Origin of the sequence: Paracoccus sanguinis, assembly GCF_012689545.1 — a bacterium.
GTDB lineage: Bacteria > Pseudomonadota > Alphaproteobacteria > Rhodobacterales > Rhodobacteraceae > Paracoccus > Paracoccus panacisoli.
Genome location: NZ_CP051542.1, coordinates 2,451,622 through 2,470,557, shown reverse-complemented (window position 1 = coordinate 2,470,557; position 18,936 = coordinate 2,451,622). Strand labels below are relative to the sequence as shown.

Below are 18,936 nucleotides of genomic sequence, written 5' to 3'. Positions count from 1 at the left end.
GGCATGGGGACTGCAATGTATCTGACGGCGCCGGGGCTGACGCCCCGGCAAAAGGCGGCTGTCGTGGTGCGCATGATGCTGGCCGACGGCGCCGACATGGACCTGTCGCAGCTGCCGCCCGAGTTGCAGGCGCTGCTGGCGCAGGAAATGGCCGGCATGGACCTCGTGGACCGGGACACCTGCCACGCGGTGCTGACCGAGTTCTGCGACCGGCTGGAAGAGGTCGGGGTCAGCTTCCCCGGCTCGATCGACGGCACGCTCGACTTTCTCGGCGGGCATCTGTCGGCCGACACCGCCAACCGCCTGCGCCGGTTCGCGGCGCTGAACGGCACCGCCGATCCGTGGGAACGGGTGGCCGCCCTGCCCGCCCCGCAGCTCGCCATCCTCGCCCGCACCGAGGCGGTCGAGGTCGCGGCGGTGATGTTCTCGCGCCTGCCGGTCGCCCGCGCCTCCGAGGTGTTCGGGCTGCTCGACCCCGCCCACGCGCGCCAGGTCGCCTATGCGATGTCGCTGACCGGCGGGATCGAGGCGCCCGCGCTGCGCCGGATCGGGCTGGCGCTGATGCGCGCCATCGAAGCGCTGCCGCAACCGGCGATCGAGACCCAGCCGGTCGAGACGGTGGGGGCGATCCTCAACCTGTCCCCGGCGGTTACCCGCGACACCGTGCTGGCGGGCCTCGACGACGACGACGCCGAGTTCGCCGGCCGGGTCCGCAAGGCGATCTTCACCTGGGCCAACATCCCCCGCCGCATCGACCCCCGCGACATCCCCCGCATCCTGCGCGAGGTCGAGGCTGCGACCGTCACCAAGGCGATGGCCGGCGCCACTGGCGACGACGCGGCGACGGTCGAGTTCCTGCTCGCCGGCCTCAGCTCGCGCCTGGCCGAGTCGATGCGCGAGGAGATCGAGGCCGCCGGCAAGGTCAGCGCCCGCGACGCCGAGGAGGCGATGACCGAGGTCGTCGCCGCGATCCGCCGGATGGAACAGGCGGGCGAGCTGTTCCTGATCGTCGAGACCGAGGAGGAGGGGGTGACGATCCGCACGGCGGGGGGGTGACGGAGGGGGCGTGCGTTGAGGAGTGGGTTTTGCGCTGGAGGACGTTCCGAAGGGTGGATCGGGGATTTCAGCGACAAGTGCCGGCCAGCTCGACGGAAGCGCCGATGAGCCGCGTCACGTCTGCCCCCGACCGCAGCCGCGACTTGCGGGGTGACGGCGGGAATGGGTAATGAGCCAACCGCAGCCCGCGAGGAACGCCGCCATGACCAACAGCATCGCGATCGTGCTCGCGGCCCTGATCGTCGGGGTGTTCGTCCTCGACGCGACGGTGCTGCACCTTGGTCTTCCGGTGATGCTCGGCCGGCTCGTCGCCCAGTTCATCGAATGGGTCAGCTTCTGGCGTTGATTGCGGCCGAGGGGCGCTGGCGGGCTCGGGCGTAGCACAGGCCGCGGCAACCTTCCGCGCGACTGCGAACGGCGCGGCGGGCGAGCGGCCCGCGCTACGACTACGGCTCAACGCGACGCCGCCGGCGTACTTCCTGTTGAAGGCGCGCTGTTAAAGGGCTCGCCGCACGGTGGGTCTCAGGTCGTGCGGGGTCCAGTTTCATGTCCTCCCCCCATCCCGAACCCCCGGGTGATCTGCCCGCATTGGCTCTCGTGCCTCGGCGGTCCAGCTCCACGTCGCCTGTCCTGCCGCCTCGGGTCCGGGTGATCTGCCCGCAATTGCTCTGGCGCCTCAGCGGGTCCAGCCCCACATCCGCCGCACTGCCGCCCCGGGGCGATCTGCCCAATGACGCACCCACCGGACTGCCCGTCCGTCGCCCGCCCCGTCCGGGTGGAGCACACGCAATCGCCGCCTTACCGCGCATTGCATTTTCCCCGCGCTTTCGGCAGGACAGCCGCGGGCATTGCACAGGTAGGAGCGAGTCATGGCTGTGAAGGTAGCGATCAACGGGTTCGGCCGGATCGGGCGCAACGTGCTGCGGGCGATCATCGAATCGGGGCGCACCGACATTGAGGTGGTGGCGATCAACGACCTCGGCCCGGTCGAGACGAACGCCCATCTGCTGCGCTACGACTCGGTGCACGGCCGCTTCCCCGCGACCGTGACCGTCAAGGGCGACACCATCGACGTGGGCCGCGGCCCGATCAAGGTCTCGGCCGAGCGCAACCCCGCCGACCTGCCGTGGTCGGACGTGGACGTGGTGATGGAGTGCACCGGCATCTTCACCAGCAAGGAAAAGAGCCAGGCGCACCTCGAGAACGGCTCGAAACGGGTGCTGATCTCGGCGCCGGGCGACAACGCCGACAAGACCATCGTCTACGGCGTCAACCATGACACGCTGACCTCGGACGACATCGTCGTGTCGAACGCGAGCTGCACCACGAACTGCCTGTCGCCGGTGGCCAAGGTGCTGAACGACACCGTGGGGATCACCCGTGGCTTCATGACCACGATCCACAGCTACACCGGCGACCAGCCGACGCTCGACACGATGCACAAGGACCTGTACCGCGCCCGCGCCGCGGCGCTGTCGATGATCCCGACCTCGACCGGCGCGGCCAAGGCCGTGGGCCTGGTGCTGCCGGAACTCAAGGGCAAGCTCGACGGGGTGGCGATCCGGGTGCCGACGCCGAACGTCTCGGTCGTGGACCTCGTGTTCGAGGCCGCCCGCGACACCTCGGTGGACGAGATCAACGCGGCGATCAAGGCCGCCGCCGACGGCCCGATGAAGGGCATCCTCGGCTATACCGAGGAGAAGCTGGTCAGCTCGGACTTCAACCACGACCCGCATTCGTCGGTGTTCCACATGGACCAGACGAAGGTGATGGAGGGCCGGATGGTCCGCATCCTGACCTGGTACGACAACGAATGGGGCTTCTCGAACCGGATGAGCGACACCGCCGTGGCGATGGGCAAGCTGATCTGAGGCGGCTGGTAAGCTGAAAATCAGAGGGGCGGTCCTGACGGGCCGCCCCTTTTCGTTGGTCCAGCTTTCGGAAACTTTGGTGTTGCAGCCTGCGACGGAGTCGGTTGCGAAACGCCTTGACTTGGTGGCGTGTCCTTCCAGCAGTGGATCAGCGTGCAGCACCGGAAGCGCGTGGCGAAAGTCGACTCCGACCGGTTTCCAGCCTCTACGCGAGGCGCTGCTCACCCATGACGCAGCCGAGGCAGCGTCCCGCCGTTATGAATCAAGCCGCGTAACGGCAGCGTAAGCGAAGCCGGTCAATCAAGTCAGCGTCCCGCAGTCGCTGATGGAAAGCTGCTCAATCGCAAGCCCACCGAAGTGCCCGGCCAAGACACCCTATCCCGGCGCCCGCTCATTCTTCCCTGCCAAAAATATCCCCGCCGGAGGCAGCCGACCTCACCCCAAGGCACCCGCGGCGGGTCTGCCTCAGCGCCGGCTGAGCCGCCGGGCGTTGGCGCGCGTGCGCCGGCCATAGGGCTTGAGCGCCGCGGCGAGGATCTCGTCCGCGCGCGCGCCCGTGGCGGCGGACCGCAGCGCGGCGCCCACCGACTCACGCGCCGCGTCGCCCTTTTCGGCAACCATGCGGAAGTTCTCGCCCCGGCGCTGGGGCATCATCCCGCACAGCCCGGCCATGCGCACGGCCATGACGTACTGGGCCTCGAACCCCATCCGGCAGAAATCCGACCACAGCCTCATCGACATGACCGGATCGACCATCAGCGTCTTCATTCAAACATTCCTTTCGGCGAATGCTGCACCGCAGAAAGACACGGTGCACCCTTCCGTTCCCGATTCCAAGACCAACTTTCGGACAGGTGAACCGGCCCGACGACCCCCCGGGCGCTGGATAACGCCGCCGGCTTCGTTATAGACCCGTCCCATGAACACATCGTTGACGATCACCCGCCCGGACGACTGGCACCTTCATCTGCGCGACGGGCCAATGCTGGCTGCGGTTGCGCCGCATTCGGCGCGACTGGGCCGGGCGATCATCATGCCGAATCTCGTCCCGCCGGTGGTCACCGGGGCCGAGGCCGCGGCCTATCGGCAGCGGATTCTGGCCGCCCTGCCGCCCGGCGCGACGTTGCGTCCGCTGATGACGCTCTACCTGACCGAGACGACCGATCCGGCCGACGTCCTCGCTGCCCATGCCGCCGGGCTGATCGCCGCGGTCAAGCTTTACCCCGCCGGGGCGACCACCAACTCGGCCAGCGGGGTGCGCGACTTCGACCGGGTGCGCGGCGTGCTCGAGGCGATGGCCGGCGCCGGCATTCCCCTGTGCGTGCATGGCGAGGTCACCGACCCGGCCGTCGACATCTTCGACCGCGAGGCGGTGTTCCTCGACCGGGTGCTCGAGCCGATCCGCCGCCGCACCCCCGGCCTGCGCGTGGTGATGGAACACATCACCACCCGCGACGGCATCGACTACGTCCGCGCGGGCGGCGCGGACATCGGCGGGACGATCACCACCCATCACCTGGTGATCAACCGCAACCACATCCTCGCCGGCGGCATCCGTCCGCATTACTACTGCCTGCCCGTCGCCAAGCGCGAGGCGCACCGGCTGGCGCTGCTCGAGGCCGCGACCTCGGGCGAGGGGCGGTTCTTCGCCGGCACCGACAGCGCCCCGCACCCCGACCGCGCCAAGGAAAGCGCCTGCGGCTGCGCCGGCTGCTTCACCGCGCCGAACTGGCTGCCGATCCTCGCCGAGGTGTTCGAGGCTGCCGGCGCGCTCGACCGGCTCGAGGCGTTCACCTCGCTCAACGGTCCGGCCTTCTACCGGATGGACCCGAACCCCGACCGCGTGACCCTCACCCGGGGCGAGGCGGTGCGGTTCCCGGCCTCCATCACCGCGGGCGACGAGACGGTGACCGTCTTCGACCCCGGCTTCCCGATCCACTGGCACCTGGACGACTGATGACCCTGCCCTTCCCCCCCGCCGACGAGATCGCCCGGCTGACCGCGCGGATGCTGCTTGAGATCAAGGCGGTGCATTTCAACGCCGTCGACCCCTACACCTATGCCTCAGGGCTGAAGGGGCCGACCTACATCGACTGCCGCAAGCTGATCTCGTATCCGCGCATCCGCGGGACGCTGATGGATTTCCTCGCCGCCACGGTCTGCCGCAACGCGGGGTTCGAGGCCTTCGACAACGTCGCCGGTGGTGAGACCGCGGGCATCCCCTTCGCCGCCTTCATGGCCGAGCGGCTGGGCCTGCCGATGACCTATGTGCGCAAGAAGCCCAAGGGCTACGGCCGCAACGCCCGGATCGAGGGCGCCATGTCCGAGGGCCAGCGGGTGCTGCTGGTCGAGGACCTGACCACCGACGGCGGATCGAAGCTGTCGTTCGTCGATGCGATCCGCGAGACGGGGGCCAGCTGCGCCCACACCGCGGTGGTGTTCTACTACGGCATCTTCCCCGAGACGACCGAGCGACTGGGCGCGCACGGGGTCACGCTGCACCACCTCTGCACCTGGTGGGACGTGCTGGCCGAGGCGCGCGCGCAGGGCAGCTTCGACGCCGGCACGCTGGCCGAGGTCGAGGCCTTCCTGAGCGACCCGCGGGGCTGGCAGGCCGCGCATCCGTAGGCGCCGGGCAGCCCTGACCACGCTGCCCGCCGAAACTCCCGCGCGCGCGTCAGGGGCGCGCGGGCACGCCAAACCCGCCTCCGCCACCGCCGCCGAACACTTGTCCACAGCTTATCCCCCCAATCGCCCCCGGCTAATTGATCCCGCCCCGTGGGCCGATCGTGGACCGGGCGATGGTTTCGTGACATAACCGCCCCCACCCCACCGCCTGCATCCCAAGCCGACCGTCCCGAGGATTCCCACGATGTCCGAACTGCGCGCGCTCGATCCGCGCCGCCCTGCCGAGACGGCCGACGAGGCCCCGGCGGTGCCGTTTTCCATCGAGGCCGAGCAGCAGCTGCTGGGCACGCTGCTGACCAACAACGACGTGTTCGACCAGGTCACGCGGCTGGTGCGGGGCGAGCATTTCTACGACCCCGTGCACCGGCGCATCTTCGACCTCTGCGCCGAGCGGATCACCCGCAACGCGCTGGCCAGCCCGGTGACGCTCAAGGCGTTCATGGAACATGACGCCGGGCTGAAGGAACTGGGCGGGCCGGCCTATCTCGCCCGCCTCGCCGGCTCGGCGGTGTCGTCCTATGGCGCGCGCGAATACGCCCGGATGATCCGCGAATTCGCGCTCAGGCGCGAGCTGATCGCGCTCGGCCACGACATCTCGGCCCGCGCGGCAACCGTGGCCATCGACGACGACGCCGAAGAGCAGATCAAGACTGCCGAACAGACGCTCTACAAGCTGGGTGAGCAGGGGGTGGCCGAGCGCGGCTTCCAGTCCTTCCTGCAGGCCGTGACCGGCGCGGTGCAGGCCGCGAACGCCGCCTATCAGCGCGACGGCGGGCTGTCGGGCGTCTCGACCGGGCTCGACGATCTCGACAAGAAGATGGGCGGGCTGAACAAGTCCGACCTCATCATCCTCGCCGGGCGGCCGTCGATGGGAAAGACGTCGCTCGCGACCAACATCGCCTTCAACGTCGCCAAGGCGCACCGGATGGGCGAGTTGCCGGACGGCACCCGCGGGACCGTGGACGGCGGCGTCGTCGGGTTCTTCTCGCTCGAGATGTCGGCCGAGCAGCTGGCCGCGCGCATCCTCTCGGAAGCGGCCGAGGTGCCCAGCGAACAGATCCGCCGCGGCGACATGAGCGAAGAGGAGTTCCGCCGCTTCGTCGATGCCGCCCACGCGTTGCAGAACTGCCCGCTCTACATCGACGACACCCCGGCGCTGCCGATCAACCAGCTCGCCGCGCGGGCCCGCAAGCTCAAGCGGACGCTCGGGCTCGACGTGCTGATCGTGGACTACCTGCAACTGTTGCGCGCCGCCTCGGCCAAGGACAGCCGGGTGAACGAGGTCTCCGAGATCACCCAGGGCCTCAAGGCCGTCGCGAAAGAGCTGAACATCCCGGTCATCGCCCTGTCGCAGCTTTCGCGGCAGGTCGAGAATCGCGAGGACAAGCGCCCGCAGCTCTCGGACCTGCGCGAGTCCGGCTCGATCGAGCAGGACGCCGACATCGTGATGTTCGTGTTCCGCGAGGAATACTACAAGGAACGCGAGAAGCCCGCCGACCACGAGCTCGACAAGATGGCCGCCTGGCAGCAGGTGATGGAGCAGGTGCACGGCAAGGCCGAGGTCATCATCGGCAAGCAGCGCCACGGACCGATCGGCACGGTCGAGCTGAGCTTCGAGGGGCGGTTCACCCGCTTCGGCAACCTTGCCCGGCACCAGATCCAGCAATGGGGCTGAGCCTGCCCGTCCCCGCCCTGACCATCGGCCTGCTGATCGCCTCGAACGTCTTCATGACGGTGGCGTGGTACGGGCATCTGAAGTTCAAGACCGCGCCCCTCGCGCTGGTGATCGTCGCCAGCTGGGGCATCGCCTTCTTCGAGTATGTGCTGCAGGTGCCCGCCAACCGCATCGGCCACGGGACTTTCTCCGCCGCCCAGCTCAAGACGATTCAGGAGGTCATCAGCCTGACGGTCTTCGCCGGCTTCTCGTGGCTCTACCTCGGCGAGCGGCTGGGCTGGCAGCACGCGGTCGGATTCGGGCTGATCTGCGCCGGCGCGTGGTTCGTGTTCCATGACTGGGGCTGAGGCCGCGCGGCCCCGCCGCACCCCGACGCACATCCTGACGCTGGTGCTGCTGTCGGGGCTGGGGGCGCTCAGCATGAACGTGTTCCTGCCCTCGCTGCCGGGCATGGCGCGGGATTTCGGCGTCGATTACGCGGTGATGCAGCTGTCGGTGACGGTCTATCTGGCCGGCTCGGCGCTGGTGCAGATGATCGCCGGGCCGCTGTCGGACCGCTACGGACGGCGGCCGGTGATGCTGGTGGGGCTTACCACCTTCCTCGTGGCGACGGCGGGGACGCTGCTGGCGCCCTCGGCGGGGTGGTTTTTGGCCTTCCGCACCCTGCAGGCCGCGGTCGGGACCGGGATGGTCCTCTCGCGCGCCATCGTCCGCGACATGGTCGAGGGCGACGCGGCCGCCAGCCGGATCGGCTATGTCACCATGGGGATGTCGGTCATCCCGATGATGGCGCCGATCCTCGGCGGGCTTTTGGACGAGGCCTTCGGCTGGCGTGCCAACTTCGCCATGCTGCTGGCGGCCGGGGCGGCGGCACTGGCGCTCGCCTGGGTGGACCTGGGCGAGACGGCGCGCGGCGGGCTGTCGATGCGGGCGCAGATGCGGGGCTATCCGCAGCTGGCCCGTTCGGGCGTGTTCTGGGGCTATGCGCTGGCCGCGACCTTCGCCTCGGGCGCGTTCTTCGCCTATCTGGGCGGCGCGCCCTTCGTGGGCGAGACGGTCTTCCACCTGCGCCCGGCCGAGGTCGGCTATTGGTTCGCGGCGCCCTCGATCGGCTATCTGCTGGGCAATTTCATCTCAGGGCGCTTTGCCGCGCGGGTGGGGATCGACCGGATGATCCTGCTCGGCGCCTGGGTCACGGCGCTGGCGCTGGGCGCGGCGCTGGCGGTGACGATGGCCGGCGCGCTGGTGCCGGCGGTGTTCTTCGGCGCCATCGCGCTGATGGGGCTGGGCAACGGCATGGTCCTGCCCAGCGCGACGGCGGGGATGATGGGGGTGCGGCCCGAACTCGCCGGAACGGCGAGCGGGCTGGGCGGGGCGATGGCTGTCGCGGGCGGCGCGGGCCTCGCGGCGCTGGCGGGGCGGTTCCTCGTCCCCGGCGCGGGCGCCACGCCGCTGCTCTGCATCATGGCGCTGTCGGCGGCGGCCTCGCTCGGCGCGATCATCGTCGTCCGGCGGCTGCGCCGGCCGGTCTGACACCGCCCGCGCCACGCGCCCCGCGCAGGGCAGCCCTGCGCCACGCGGGATTGCTCGCGCAACTTTGCAAATGCTAACGGCGCACTGCAAAGCGTATGTCAGCGAGGGGTCGATTTATGGCCAGCCACAAGATCTATGCCGGCGCCTCGCTGCGCGAGACCCGCAACCGGCACGGTCTGACCCAGCGCGTCTTCGCCGACCGGCTCGGCGTCTCCCTCCCCTATCTCAGCCAGATGGAGAACAACCACCGGCCCGTCTCGGCCGGGGTGCTGCTGCGGCTCGCGTCCGAGTTCCAGGTCGATGTCGGCGCGCTGGCCGCGGGTGATGCCGACCGGATGGTGGTGGACATGGCCGAGGCGCTGGCCGACCCGCTGTTCGATGCGCCGCCGAACCTGACCGACCTGCGGCTGGCGGCGTCGAACACGCCGGGGCTGGTGCGCGCCTTCCTCGACCTCTACCGCGCCCACCGCGAGGGGCAGGACCGGCTCGCCGCGCTGGACGAGGCGATCGGCGCGACCGGGCCCAGCTCGCTCTCCTCACCGTGGGAGGAGGTGCGCGACTTCTTCCACTACTGCGACAACTACATCGACGCGGTGGACCGCGCGGCCGAGCGCTTCGCCTGCCCCGACGGCACCCGCGCCCCGCCGATGGCCCGCGCGGTGGCGGCGCTGACCCAGCGCGGCTTCTCGATCCACGAGGCCGAGCTGCCGCCCGGATCGGTCTTCCGGCGCGAGGGCGACGTCATCACCCTCAACGCCGCCGCCGAGCCATCCACGCAGGTGTTCCAGCTTCTGAACCTGATCGCCCGCGAGACCCGGGGCGACCTTCTGGACGCGACGCTCGACCTCGGCCGGTTCCGCAGCCCGGCGGCCCGCGACATCGCCCGGCTGGGCCTGGCCAACTACTTCGCCGGGGCGGCGCTGATGCCCTATCGTCAGTTCCTCGCCAGCGCCCGGGCCGAGCGCCACGACCTCGAGCGGCTCGCCCATCTCTACGGCGCCTCGCTCGAGCAGGTGGCGCACCGGCTCTCGACCCTGCAACGCTCGGGTGACCGGGGGGTGCCGTTCTTCTTCGTCCGCGTCGATCAGGCCGGGACGATCACCAAGCGCCACTCGGCGACGCTCTTGCAGTTCGCCCGCTTCGGCGGGGCCTGCCCGCTCTGGAACGTGCACCGCGCGTTCGAGACGCCGGGCCAGTTCCTGCGCCAGCTCGCCCAGACCCCGGACGGGGTGCGCTACCTCTGCCTGTCGCGCGACGTGCAGAAGCCGGGCGGCAGCTTCCGGGCCCCGGTCCGGCGCTTCGCCATCTGCCTGGGGTGCGAGATCACCCACGCCCGCGATCTCGTCTATGCCGACGACCTCGACCTGGCCAACCCGGCCGGCTACGAGCGGATCGGGATCAGCTGCCGCATCTGCCCGCGGCCGGACTGCCACCAGCGCTCGGTGCCGCCCATCGACCGCGAGCTGGTGATTCCCGGCGACCGCAGCGGCCCCCTGCCCTACGCGATCCCCTGACGGATTGCCCGACGGATCACCTGCGCTGCGGCCTGTCGCCGCACAATCCGTCCTGAGCCGGCGCGCGTAATGCGCGAGCGGCGGAAAGGTTCCCGCCCTTGGGCGAGACTCCGCCGATCGCCGGCACGCCGCGCCGTGATGCGTTGCGCGAATGTCACGGCCCCGTTAACTCAACCGCATCTGACGAGGCCAGCCTCGACTTTCCACAGATGGGATGACCTGATGTTGCGCTCCACCCCCTCGATGCCTGCCGCGACCACCGCTGCCGATCCCGCTGCCGCCCGTTCGGGCCGGGGCGTGCGGATCGCCCGCCGGGCCGGGTTCGTGGCGGTTGTCGGCTGGGCTGCGGTCAGCACCTCGATCCTCGCCTTCGACCGCATGGGTCCAGGCGCCCAGGCTGCCGCGCAACCCGACATGGCGCTGTTCGAGCGCCAGATGACCGAGCTTTCCGCCGAGCGCGACGCCCGCGCTGCCGAGGCCGCCGCCGCTCAGACCCGCTTCACCGCTGCGCTTTCGCAGGTCTCGCAGATGCAGTCGCAGCTGCTCGCCTCGGAAGAGAAGCGGCGCGAACTGGAAAGCGGCATCGGCGCGATGCAGGCGTCGCTGCACGACGCCCGCGCCGACGCGCAGGAGGCGCTGCGCCAGCTCGCCGACGCGACCTCGGCCGCCGACGCCGCCGCCCCGCGGGCCGAGCGCGCCGACGAGATGAAGGTCGCCCTCGACATCCTGTCGGGCGAGCTCGAGACCGCGGCCAGCGACCGCGCCGCCGCTACCAAGCGCGCCGACGAGGCGACCCGCACCGCCCAGGCCCTGACCGTCGAGCGCGACGAGATCATGCGCCGCAACGAGGAAATCTTCGCCCAGCTCGAGGAAGCGGTCGAGCTGTCGGTCAAGCCGCTGGACGACATGTTCGCCAAGGTCGGCGTGAACACCGACAAGCTGCTGGAAACCGTGCGCCAGGGCTACGAGGGGACCGGCGGCCCGCTGACCCCGATGGGCTATTCGTCGCGCGGTAACGCCGCGATCTCGGAATCCGAGGCGCGGGCGAACGAGGTGGTGATATCGCTCGGCAAGGTGAACAACTACCGCATCGCGGTCAGCAAGCTGCCGCTGGCCATGCCGGTGAAGTCGGCGTTCCGCTTCACCTCGCCCTTCGGCAAGCGCTGGGGCCGCGCGCATGAGGGCATCGACCTCGCCGGCCCGGTCGGCACCCCGATCTATGCGACCGGCGACGGCGTGGTGATCTTTGCCGGCTGGCAGCGCGGTTATGGCAACGTCATCAAGATCAAGCACGCCGTCGGGACCGAGACCCGCTATGGCCATCTGTCGAAAATCCGCGTCAAGGCCGGGCAACAGGTCTCGCGCAACAGCCTGATCGGTGATATGGGCAACACCGGCCGCTCGACCGGTCCGCATCTGCACTACGAGGTGCGTGTGGACGGGAAGGCCGTGAACCCCATGAGCTTCATCAAGGCCGCACAGAATGTTTTCTAAGACCCGAGTCACCGAACCCGGACCGCGCACCCACTCTCCCGATCCTGAACCGACACGGGCCCCGATCATGGACAGCTACGACCACGCGCCCCAGCAGGGGATGCGGACCCGCACCGGACCGTCGGTCCTGTCGTCCGACCTGACGGTCAAGGGCAACATCACCACCCAGGGCGATGTGCAGATCGAGGGCACGGTGGACGGCGACATCCGCGCCCACCAGCTGACGGTCGGCGAAAGCGCCACCATCCACGGCGAGATCGTCGCCGAAGAGGTGATCGTGAACGGCCGCGTCGTCGGCCGCGTCCGCGGCCTCAAGGTGCGCCTGTCGGCCACCGCGCGGGTCGAGGGCGACATCGTCCACAAGACCATCGCCATCGAATCGGGCGCCCATTTCGAGGGCTCGGTCCAGCGTCAGGAAGACCCGCTGGGCAACGGCATCACGCCGAAGCTCGCGCCCCCCGCGGCCGCGATGAGCCGCGACGAGGACGACCTCGACGGCTGAGGCGAGGCCCGGCCGACACGAACAGGCGCGCCCCCTGGGCGCGCCTTTTTTCTTGGGCTGTCGCCGGCGCCGCTCAGTCGTCGGGAAACAGCCGGCGGTACATGTGCCAGCTCGCATGGCCCAGCACCGGCAGCGCCACGAACAGCCCGAGGAACAGCGGCGCGATCCCCAGGAACAGGATCACCGCGATCACCACCGCCCAGGCGAGCATCACGCCCGGATTGCCGAGCACCGCCTGAAAGCTGGCGATGATCGCCGAGATGAAGTCCACCTCGCGGTCGAGGATCAGCGGCAGGCCCGCGGCGGTCATCGCAAAGAGCACCGCGGCGAAGCCCGCACCCACCACGGTCCCGACCCCCAGCATCACGAGCCCGCGGCCCTGGAACAGGATCTCGGGCGAGGTGGTGATGTTGGTCAGCGCCTGCAGCCCCATGAACAGCGCGAAGGTCGTGTGGGCCACGAACACCCAGAACATGAACATGAGCAGGATGACCATCGCCATCGACGGCACCTGCCGGTCCTTCTGCGCGAACACCACCCCCAGCACGCTGCGCCAGTCGAGCGGGAGCCCGGCCTCGATCCGCCGGCTGACCTCGTACAGCCCGACCGCGGCGAAGGGCGCGATCAGCGGAAAGCCCACGACGAAGGGGATCAGCCACCACTCCTGCCCCGCGGCGGCGGCGACGGCGGCGAGCATCAGCCCGCCCGCGACGTAGAAGGCCGAGAAGAAGAGCCCAAACCCCGGCGCGCGCAGGAAATCGGTCCAGCCGGCGCGCAGCGACTCGCCGATCGCGGACATGTCGATGATGGCGGGGGCGGGGATGGTGTCGGGCTGGCCGCGGTCGTCGCCGAGGACCGGCGCCACCGTGCCGTCGGGCGCGATGCGCCCCGAGGGCGAGCGGACCTCGCCCCCCCACGCCGCCGCCGGGGTGGCCGTGCGGCGACTCGCGGCGCCCAGCGGCTCGGCGGGCCCGCGGTCGGGCGCCGGGTTGGGCATCGGCGGCCGGGTCGGGTCCGGGATCGGTCCCCCCGGCCGGGGTGGCGTGTCGGCTGGCGTGGCGCTTTGGGTCATCCGGTCTCTCCTCCCGTGGTCCCCCTCGGCCACAAGGCTAGGGCAGCGGGACAGGCCGGATCAAGCGGGGTGGATCAACCGGGGCAGGCCGGGCGCCCCTCAGGCTGCGGCAAATCGCGCCCTGAGCGCGCTGTTGACCGGGGGGGTGACGAACTTGCTCACGTCGCCGCCCAGCCGGGCGATTTCCTTGACCAGCTTCGAGGCGATGGCCTGCCGCCGGGCGTCGGCCATCAGGAACACCGTCTCGACGCTCGAATCGAGGGCGCGGTTCATGCCGACCATCTGGAACTCGTACTCGAAGTCCGCGACCGCGCGCAGGCCGCGGACGATGACACTGGCGCCGACGTCGCGGGCGCAGTCGATCAGCAGGTTGTCGAAGGGATGGACGACGATCTCGACCCCGCTGCGGCGGGCGATGTCGGTGCACTCGGCCTCGACCATCTCAACCCGCTCCTCTAGCGAGAACAGCGGCCCCTTGTCGCGGTTGATCGCCACCCCGATCACCAGCCGGTCCACCAGCGGCGCGGCGCGCTGGATGATGTCGATGTGGCCCAGCGTGACCGGGTCGAAGGTTCCGGGGTAGAGACCGATCCGCATCTGTTGATCCTTCGGGCGCAGGGGCTGGGGCGGCCCCCCAAGGGGGGCGATCACGGGTTCGTCAGACGCAAGCGGAAATCCGGCGCGGATGCAAGCGCCGCGCCGCGGCATGGCCGCGCGACGTGCCGCCCCGCGTGGCCCTGGCGCCCGGTCAGTTCCCCATGATCATCCCGGTCAGCGCCTCTTTCTCGGCCGCGAGCTCCTTGAGCCGGGCCGAGACGGCGTCCCCGATCGAGACGACGCCGAGCATATGCCCCGCCTCATCCACCACCGGCAGGTGGCGGAACCGGCCGTCGGTCATCCGCTGCAGCACCGTCAGCGCATCCTCGCCGCAGACGCAGGTGCTGACCTTGCTGGTCATCAGGTCCGCGACCTTGCGCTGCAGCACGTCGGCGCCCGACCGGCCCAGCTCGCGCACGATGTCACGCTCGGACAGGATCCCCGCCGGGCGCTGGCCGTCCTCGGAAACGACCACCGCGCCGATCCGCTTTTCCGACAACAGCCGGGCGGCGTCGGCCACGCTCATGTCCGGGCGCACCGTGACGATGCTCTCCGGCCCCGTCTTCATGGCGAGAATCTGCTTGACGATCATCGGCGTCCCCCTGGCATCGGCATCCCCCCGGCAGCGGCATCCCCGGCCCGCGCGGCCGCTCACCACCCCGTGACCTCAGCGTTGCCGCGCCGCGCCCGAGCGTCAAGCCCCCCGTGAGTCTTGGCGCGCGGCCTCGGTGGCCGCGACCAGCGCCTCGAGCCGCGCGACCTCGCGGCGCAGCGCCTGGGTGACCGCCTCGGCCAGCCGATTCAGCCGGTCCGAGCGGCGGTCGTCGGCCGGGCGCAGCAGCCAGAAGGCGCGGGTCAGGGCGATGTCGCGGGCCAGCACGCGGCGCACGCCGGGCGCGAAGGGGATGGCGAAGTCGTGCACGATCCCCAGCCCCGCCCCGGCCCGGATCGCCTGCATCTGTACGCTGACCGAGTTCGAGCTGAGCGTGGCGTGCGCCGACCCCGTTTCGGCCAGATAGTCGAGTTCGCGGTCGAAGATCATGTCCTGGATATAGCCGATCATCCGGTGCCCGCGCAGGTCGGCGCGGCTGGCGATGGGGGGATGGGCGGTCAGGTAATCCGCGTGGCCGGCCAAGTGCAGCTGATAGTCGGTGATCTTCTGGATCGCCGCGCGGCCGCGGTCGGGGGGGCTGACGGCGATCGCCATGTCGGCCTCGCGCCGGCTGAGGTTGAACACCCGCGGCAGGGCGACGATCTGGATTTCCAGCCCCGGATGGTCGGCACAGAGCCGTGCCGCGATCTGCGGCAGCAGGTAGTTGGCGCACCCGTCCGGCGCCCCGATCCTGAGCTGCCCGGCAAGCTGCCCCTGCCCCGGCGATTCGGCGGCCGCGGCGGCGGCGGCCTCGGCCGCCTCGGCGTGGGCGACGAGCGCCGCGCCTTCGGCGGTGACCGCGTAGCCCTGCGGCGTCTTGGCGAAGAGCACCCGGCCCAGCGCGGTTTCCAGCCGCGCCACCCGCCGCCCCACGGTCGAGGCATCCATCCCCAGCCGCCGCCCCGCCGCCGAGAGCGACTCGGCCCGCGCCACGGCCAGGAATACGCGCAGGTCATCCCAATCCATCGTCGCCCCCTCGCGCACCCTTTGCGATTTCGCAAAGCGGTTTGGCCTCATCGTCGCTTTACGCGGGCATTACCGCAAGACTATCCTGCCCCCAACCACGGACAGCATCGGCAACGGAGGAAGGCTCATGCGCGCGATTCACCACTGGCTCGACGGCAAGGAAACCGCAGGGACGTCCGGCCGCACCGCCGATGTCTACAACCCCGCCACCGGCGAGGTGCAGGGCAAGGTGGACCTCGCCTCGAAGGCCGAGATGGACGCGGCCATCGCCGCCGCCGCCAAGGCGCAGGTCGCCTGGGGCGCGACCAACCCGCAGCGCCGCGCGCGGGTGATGATGAAGATGGTCGACCTGATGAACCGCGACATGGACAAGATGGCCGAGGTGCTGTCGTCCGAGCACGGCAAGACCTTCCCCGACGCCAAGGGCGACATCCAGCGCGGGCTCGAGGTGATCGAATACGCCATCGGCGCGCCGCAGCTTCTGAAGGGTGAGTTCATCGACGGCGCCGGCCCCGGCATCGACATGTATTCCATGCGCCAGCCGCTGGGCGTGGTGGCGGCCATCACCCCCTTCAACTTCCCCGCCATGATCCCGCTGTGGAAGCTGGGCCCCGCGCTCGCCTCGGGCAACGCGGTGATCCTCAAGCCGTCCGAGCGTGACCCGTCGGTGCCGAACATGATTGCCGCGCTGTTCAAGGAGGCCGGGCTGCCCGACGGCGTGCTGCAGGTCGTGCATGGCGACAAGGAGGCGGTGGACGCGATCCTCGACAGCGAGGTGATCCAGGCGGTGGGCTTCGTCGGCTCGACCCCGATCGCGCAGTACATCTATGAGCGCGCGGCCGCGACCGGCAAACGCGCCCAGTGCTTCGGCGGCGCCAAGAACCACATGATCATCATGCCCGACGCCGATCTGGACCAGGCCGCCGACGCGCTGGTCGGCGCAGGCTACGGCGCCGCGGGCGAGCGCTGCATGGCGATCTCGGTCGCCGTCCCGGTCGGGAAGGAGACCGCCGACAAGCTGATCGAGAAGCTGGTGCCGCGGGTCGAGAAGCTGAAGGTCGGCCCCTACACCGCCGGCGACGACGTGGACTACGGCCCGGTCGTGACCGCGGCCGCCAAGAAGAACATCGAGCGGCTGGTGCAATCGGGCGTGGACCAGGGCGCCGATCTGGTCGTGGACGGGCGCAACTTCAGCCTGCAGGGCTACGAGAACGGGTTTTTCGTCGGCCCCTCGCTCTTCGACAACGTCACCCCCGACATGGAGATCTACAAGACAGAGATCTTCGGCCCCGTGCTCTCGACCGTCCGCGCCGAGAGCTACGAGGAGGCGCTGAAGCTGGCGATGGACCACGAATACGGCAACGGCACCGCGATCTTCACCCGCGACGGCGACACCGCCCGCGACTTTGCCAGCCGCTGCAACATCGGCATGGTCGGGATCAACGTGCCGATCCCGGTGCCGCTGGCGTATTTCACCTTCGGCGGCTGGAAGAAGTCGGGCTTCGGCGACCTGAACCAGCACGGGCCCGACGCCTTCCGCTTCTACACCCGCACCAAGACGGTCACGAGCCGCTGGCCCTCGGGGATCAAGGAAGGGGCCGCGTTCAACTTCAAGGCGATGGACTGACGGCACCGCCGAAGCGGGGGTTTTCCACCCCCGCACCCCCGGAGGATATTTGTGCAAGGAAGAACGGGGCGGATCGCGCCGCCCCGTCTGCTCTCTCAGATGCGGTCGGCCTGGCGCAGCGCGAAGTAGGTGCCGCCGCCGAACAGCACGCCGAAGAACCAGCCGTAGATTCCCCACCAGTCCGGCAGGATGCTGGTGAAGGTCGGCAGGATGGACGAGAACACCATGCCCACGAACAGCGCCACGAAGGCCTTGCCGTGAAAGCCCCCGTTGAAGCGGAACTCTCCGTCTTCGCGGTAGAGGTCGGGCACGTTCAGCTGCATCCGGCGGATCAGGTAGTAGTCGACCATCATGATCCCGAAGATCGGCCCCATCGTCGAGCCGATGAAGTTGACGAAATGCGCAGCCCCCGTATCCCACGGCGCCCACGGGTAGAGGATCAGCGCGATGACCGCGGCGATCAGCCCGCCGCGGCGGAAATCAACCACCCGCGGCGCCGCATTGGAAAAGTCGAAGGCCGCCGAGACAAAGTTCGCCACCACGTTGATCCCCAGCGTCGCCACGACGAAGGTGAGCGCCGCGAGCAGCGCGAGGAACCAGCTGTCGAACTTGGCGCTGATCTGGTCGGGGTGCATCAGCACCTCGCCATAGACGTGGAAGGCCGCGGTCGTCGTCACACCCGCCACGAGGCAGAAGGCCAGCAGGTTCACCGGCAGGCCCCAGATATTGCCGATCCGCAGCGCGCGCTCGGACGTGGCGTAGCGCGAGAAGTCGCAGAAGTTGAGATAGAGGGCCGCGAAATAGGTGATCCACGTGGCCGCCACCGCCATCAGCGTGGGCAGGCTGCCCGGCGGGGTGCTGATGCCCGCGTCCCGCGTCGCCTCGACCAGCACATCCTGCGGGATCTCCGAGCCGAAGCTGAACCGGCCCGACTTGACGACCAGATAGACCGCCAGGATCAGCATCATCAGCCAGACGGCCGGCCCGGCCCAGTCCTGGAAGCGGCGCACTGTCTCCATCCCGCGCTGGATGATGAGAAGCTGTGCCGCCCAGACCAGCACGTAGCAGATCACCTCGAGCGTGGAGTGACCCAGCATGTGGTGGGTCTGGTGGAACTCGAGCATCCCGGGCGAGCGGATGAGCAGCGCAACGAGCGCGCCCGACGCCGCCGCCGTCTGCGCGCCGTACCAGAAACACGCCACCACGCCCCGGATGAGCGCCGGGATGTTGGCGCCGAAGGTGCCGAAGGACGAGCGCGCCAGCACCGGGAACGGCACGCCGGTCCTCACGCCCGCGACGCCGACCAGCGTCATCAGCCAGTAGATCACCAGCGACCCCGCCCCGATCGCCAGCACGAAGTTCAGGAAGTTGCCGCAGAGCAGGAACAGGCTGGCCGCGAGGTAGTAACCCCACAGCGAATGGACGTCCGAGGTCCAGACGTTGAAGATCGAAAAGGCGCCCCAGCGGCGGTCCTGCGCCGGCGCGAGATCTTCGTTGTAGAGCGCCGGAGAGGCGCCGGTGATCTGCATGATCGGTCCCGTTTGCGTTTGTTTTCGGTGGGGAAATCCTGCCGCGCGGGCGGGCTTGTGTCCAATGCCGGCTGGCGGTGCTGGCCAATCGGCGCCGTGGCGTGAAATAGTTGTGCAACACTGCGGCACTAGCGCCGGAAAACGGTCAGCCGCGAGCAAG

At 69.7% G+C, this 18,936-nt stretch carries 18 protein-coding genes; 12 read left to right on the top strand and 6 right to left on the bottom strand.

The annotated features are described in order from the left end of the window. Window positions 1-15 precede the first annotated feature (15 nt). The 3 genes from HGN31_RS11765 (at window position 16) to gap (ending at window position 2,927) form a co-directional block, all read left to right on the top strand. A complete protein-coding gene (locus HGN31_RS11765; protein WP_244961002.1) occupies window positions 16-1,056 on the top strand; it encodes a flagellar motor switch protein FliG in 1,041 nt (346 codons plus the stop codon). A 202-nt stretch (window positions 1,057-1,258) separates the two neighbouring features. After that, window positions 1,259-1,402, top strand: coding sequence for a hypothetical protein (locus HGN31_RS11760; RefSeq protein WP_168783307.1), 144 nt, complete (start codon window positions 1,259-1,261; stop codon window positions 1,400-1,402). A gap of 523 nt (window positions 1,403-1,925) precedes the next feature. Further along, a complete protein-coding gene (gene gap, locus HGN31_RS11755; protein ID WP_036700467.1) occupies window positions 1,926-2,927 on the top strand; it encodes a type I glyceraldehyde-3-phosphate dehydrogenase in 1,002 nt (333 codons plus the stop codon). Between the two features lie 465 nt (window positions 2,928-3,392). Here gap and HGN31_RS11750 read toward each other — a convergent pair whose 3' ends face one another. After that, entirely contained in the window at window positions 3,393-3,695 is a 303-nt protein-coding gene (locus HGN31_RS11750; RefSeq protein WP_168783306.1) for an antibiotic ABC transporter, read from the bottom strand. A gap of 151 nt (window positions 3,696-3,846) precedes the next feature. On the opposite strand from HGN31_RS11750, the gene pyrC reads away from it, so the two are divergent. From pyrC to HGN31_RS11710, 8 genes are all read left to right on the top strand, one after another. Next, entirely contained in the window at window positions 3,847-4,884 is a 1,038-nt protein-coding gene (gene pyrC, locus HGN31_RS11745; protein ID WP_168783305.1) for a dihydroorotase, read from the top strand. After that, entirely contained in the window at window positions 4,884-5,555 is a 672-nt protein-coding gene (locus tag HGN31_RS11740; RefSeq protein WP_168783304.1) for an orotate phosphoribosyltransferase, read from the top strand. Before pyrC ends, HGN31_RS11740 begins: the two co-directional genes overlap by 1 nt. Window positions 5,556-5,799: 244 nt before the next feature. Beyond that, complete coding sequence (locus HGN31_RS11735) at window positions 5,800-7,290, top strand: replicative DNA helicase (protein WP_036700476.1); 1,491 nt, start codon at window positions 5,800-5,802, stop codon at window positions 7,288-7,290. Beyond that, entirely contained in the window at window positions 7,281-7,637 is a 357-nt protein-coding gene (locus HGN31_RS11730) for a DMT family protein (protein ID WP_168783303.1), read from the top strand. Before HGN31_RS11735 ends, HGN31_RS11730 begins: the two co-directional genes overlap by 10 nt. After that, window positions 7,624-8,823, top strand: coding sequence for a multidrug effflux MFS transporter (locus HGN31_RS11725; RefSeq protein ID WP_168783302.1), 1,200 nt, complete (start codon window positions 7,624-7,626; stop codon window positions 8,821-8,823). Before HGN31_RS11730 ends, HGN31_RS11725 begins: the two co-directional genes overlap by 14 nt. 116 nt (window positions 8,824-8,939) lie before the next feature. After that, window positions 8,940-10,337, top strand: a complete 1,398-nt coding sequence (locus HGN31_RS11720) for a helix-turn-helix domain-containing protein (RefSeq protein WP_036700483.1) — start codon at window positions 8,940-8,942, stop codon at window positions 10,335-10,337. A 222-nt stretch (window positions 10,338-10,559) separates the two neighbouring features. Continuing rightward, window positions 10,560-11,831 (top strand): DUF5930 domain-containing protein, encoded by a 1,272-nt coding sequence (locus HGN31_RS11715; RefSeq protein ID WP_168783301.1) that lies wholly within the window; start codon window positions 10,560-10,562, stop codon window positions 11,829-11,831. After that, on the top strand, window positions 11,821-12,333 hold the full coding sequence (locus HGN31_RS11710) for a bactofilin family protein (protein WP_036700485.1): 513 nt from the start codon (window positions 11,821-11,823) through the stop codon (window positions 12,331-12,333). The genes HGN31_RS11715 and HGN31_RS11710 overlap by 11 nt, the downstream gene beginning before the upstream one ends. 73 nt (window positions 12,334-12,406) lie before the next feature. Here the strand turns inward: HGN31_RS11710 and HGN31_RS11705 are convergent, their stop codons facing one another. The 4 genes from HGN31_RS11705 to HGN31_RS11690 all read right to left on the bottom strand — a co-directional run bounded on the left by HGN31_RS11705 (window position 12,407) and on the right by HGN31_RS11690 (window position 15,620). Further along, window positions 12,407-13,405: a DUF2189 domain-containing protein gene (locus HGN31_RS11705; protein WP_244961001.1), complete on the bottom strand. Its 999-nt coding sequence runs from the start codon at window positions 13,403-13,405 to the stop codon at window positions 12,407-12,409. 99 nt (window positions 13,406-13,504) lie between these two features. Beyond that, on the bottom strand, window positions 13,505-14,002 hold the full coding sequence (gene coaD / locus HGN31_RS11700; RefSeq protein WP_036700486.1) for a pantetheine-phosphate adenylyltransferase: 498 nt from the start codon (window positions 14,000-14,002) through the stop codon (window positions 13,505-13,507). Between the two features lie 151 nt (window positions 14,003-14,153). Continuing rightward, a complete protein-coding gene (locus HGN31_RS11695) occupies window positions 14,154-14,594 on the bottom strand; it encodes a CBS domain-containing protein (RefSeq protein WP_036700489.1) in 441 nt (146 codons plus the stop codon). Between the two features lie 102 nt (window positions 14,595-14,696). Beyond that, window positions 14,697-15,620, bottom strand: a complete 924-nt coding sequence (locus HGN31_RS11690; protein ID WP_168783300.1) for a LysR family transcriptional regulator — start codon at window positions 15,618-15,620, stop codon at window positions 14,697-14,699. A gap of 127 nt (window positions 15,621-15,747) precedes the next feature. Here HGN31_RS11690 and HGN31_RS11685 point away from each other — a divergent pair, with 127 nt between their 5' ends. Next, the gene (locus HGN31_RS11685; RefSeq protein ID WP_168783299.1) at window positions 15,748-17,247 is read left to right on the top strand and encodes a CoA-acylating methylmalonate-semialdehyde dehydrogenase; all 1,500 of its coding nucleotides are present in this window, start codon (window positions 15,748-15,750) and stop codon (window positions 17,245-17,247) included. Between the two features lie 95 nt (window positions 17,248-17,342). Here HGN31_RS11685 and HGN31_RS11680 read toward each other — a convergent pair whose 3' ends face one another. After that, the gene (locus HGN31_RS11680; protein WP_168783298.1) at window positions 17,343-18,776 is read right to left on the bottom strand and encodes an NCS1 family nucleobase:cation symporter-1; all 1,434 of its coding nucleotides are present in this window, start codon (window positions 18,774-18,776) and stop codon (window positions 17,343-17,345) included. Window positions 18,777-18,936 lie beyond the last annotated feature (160 nt).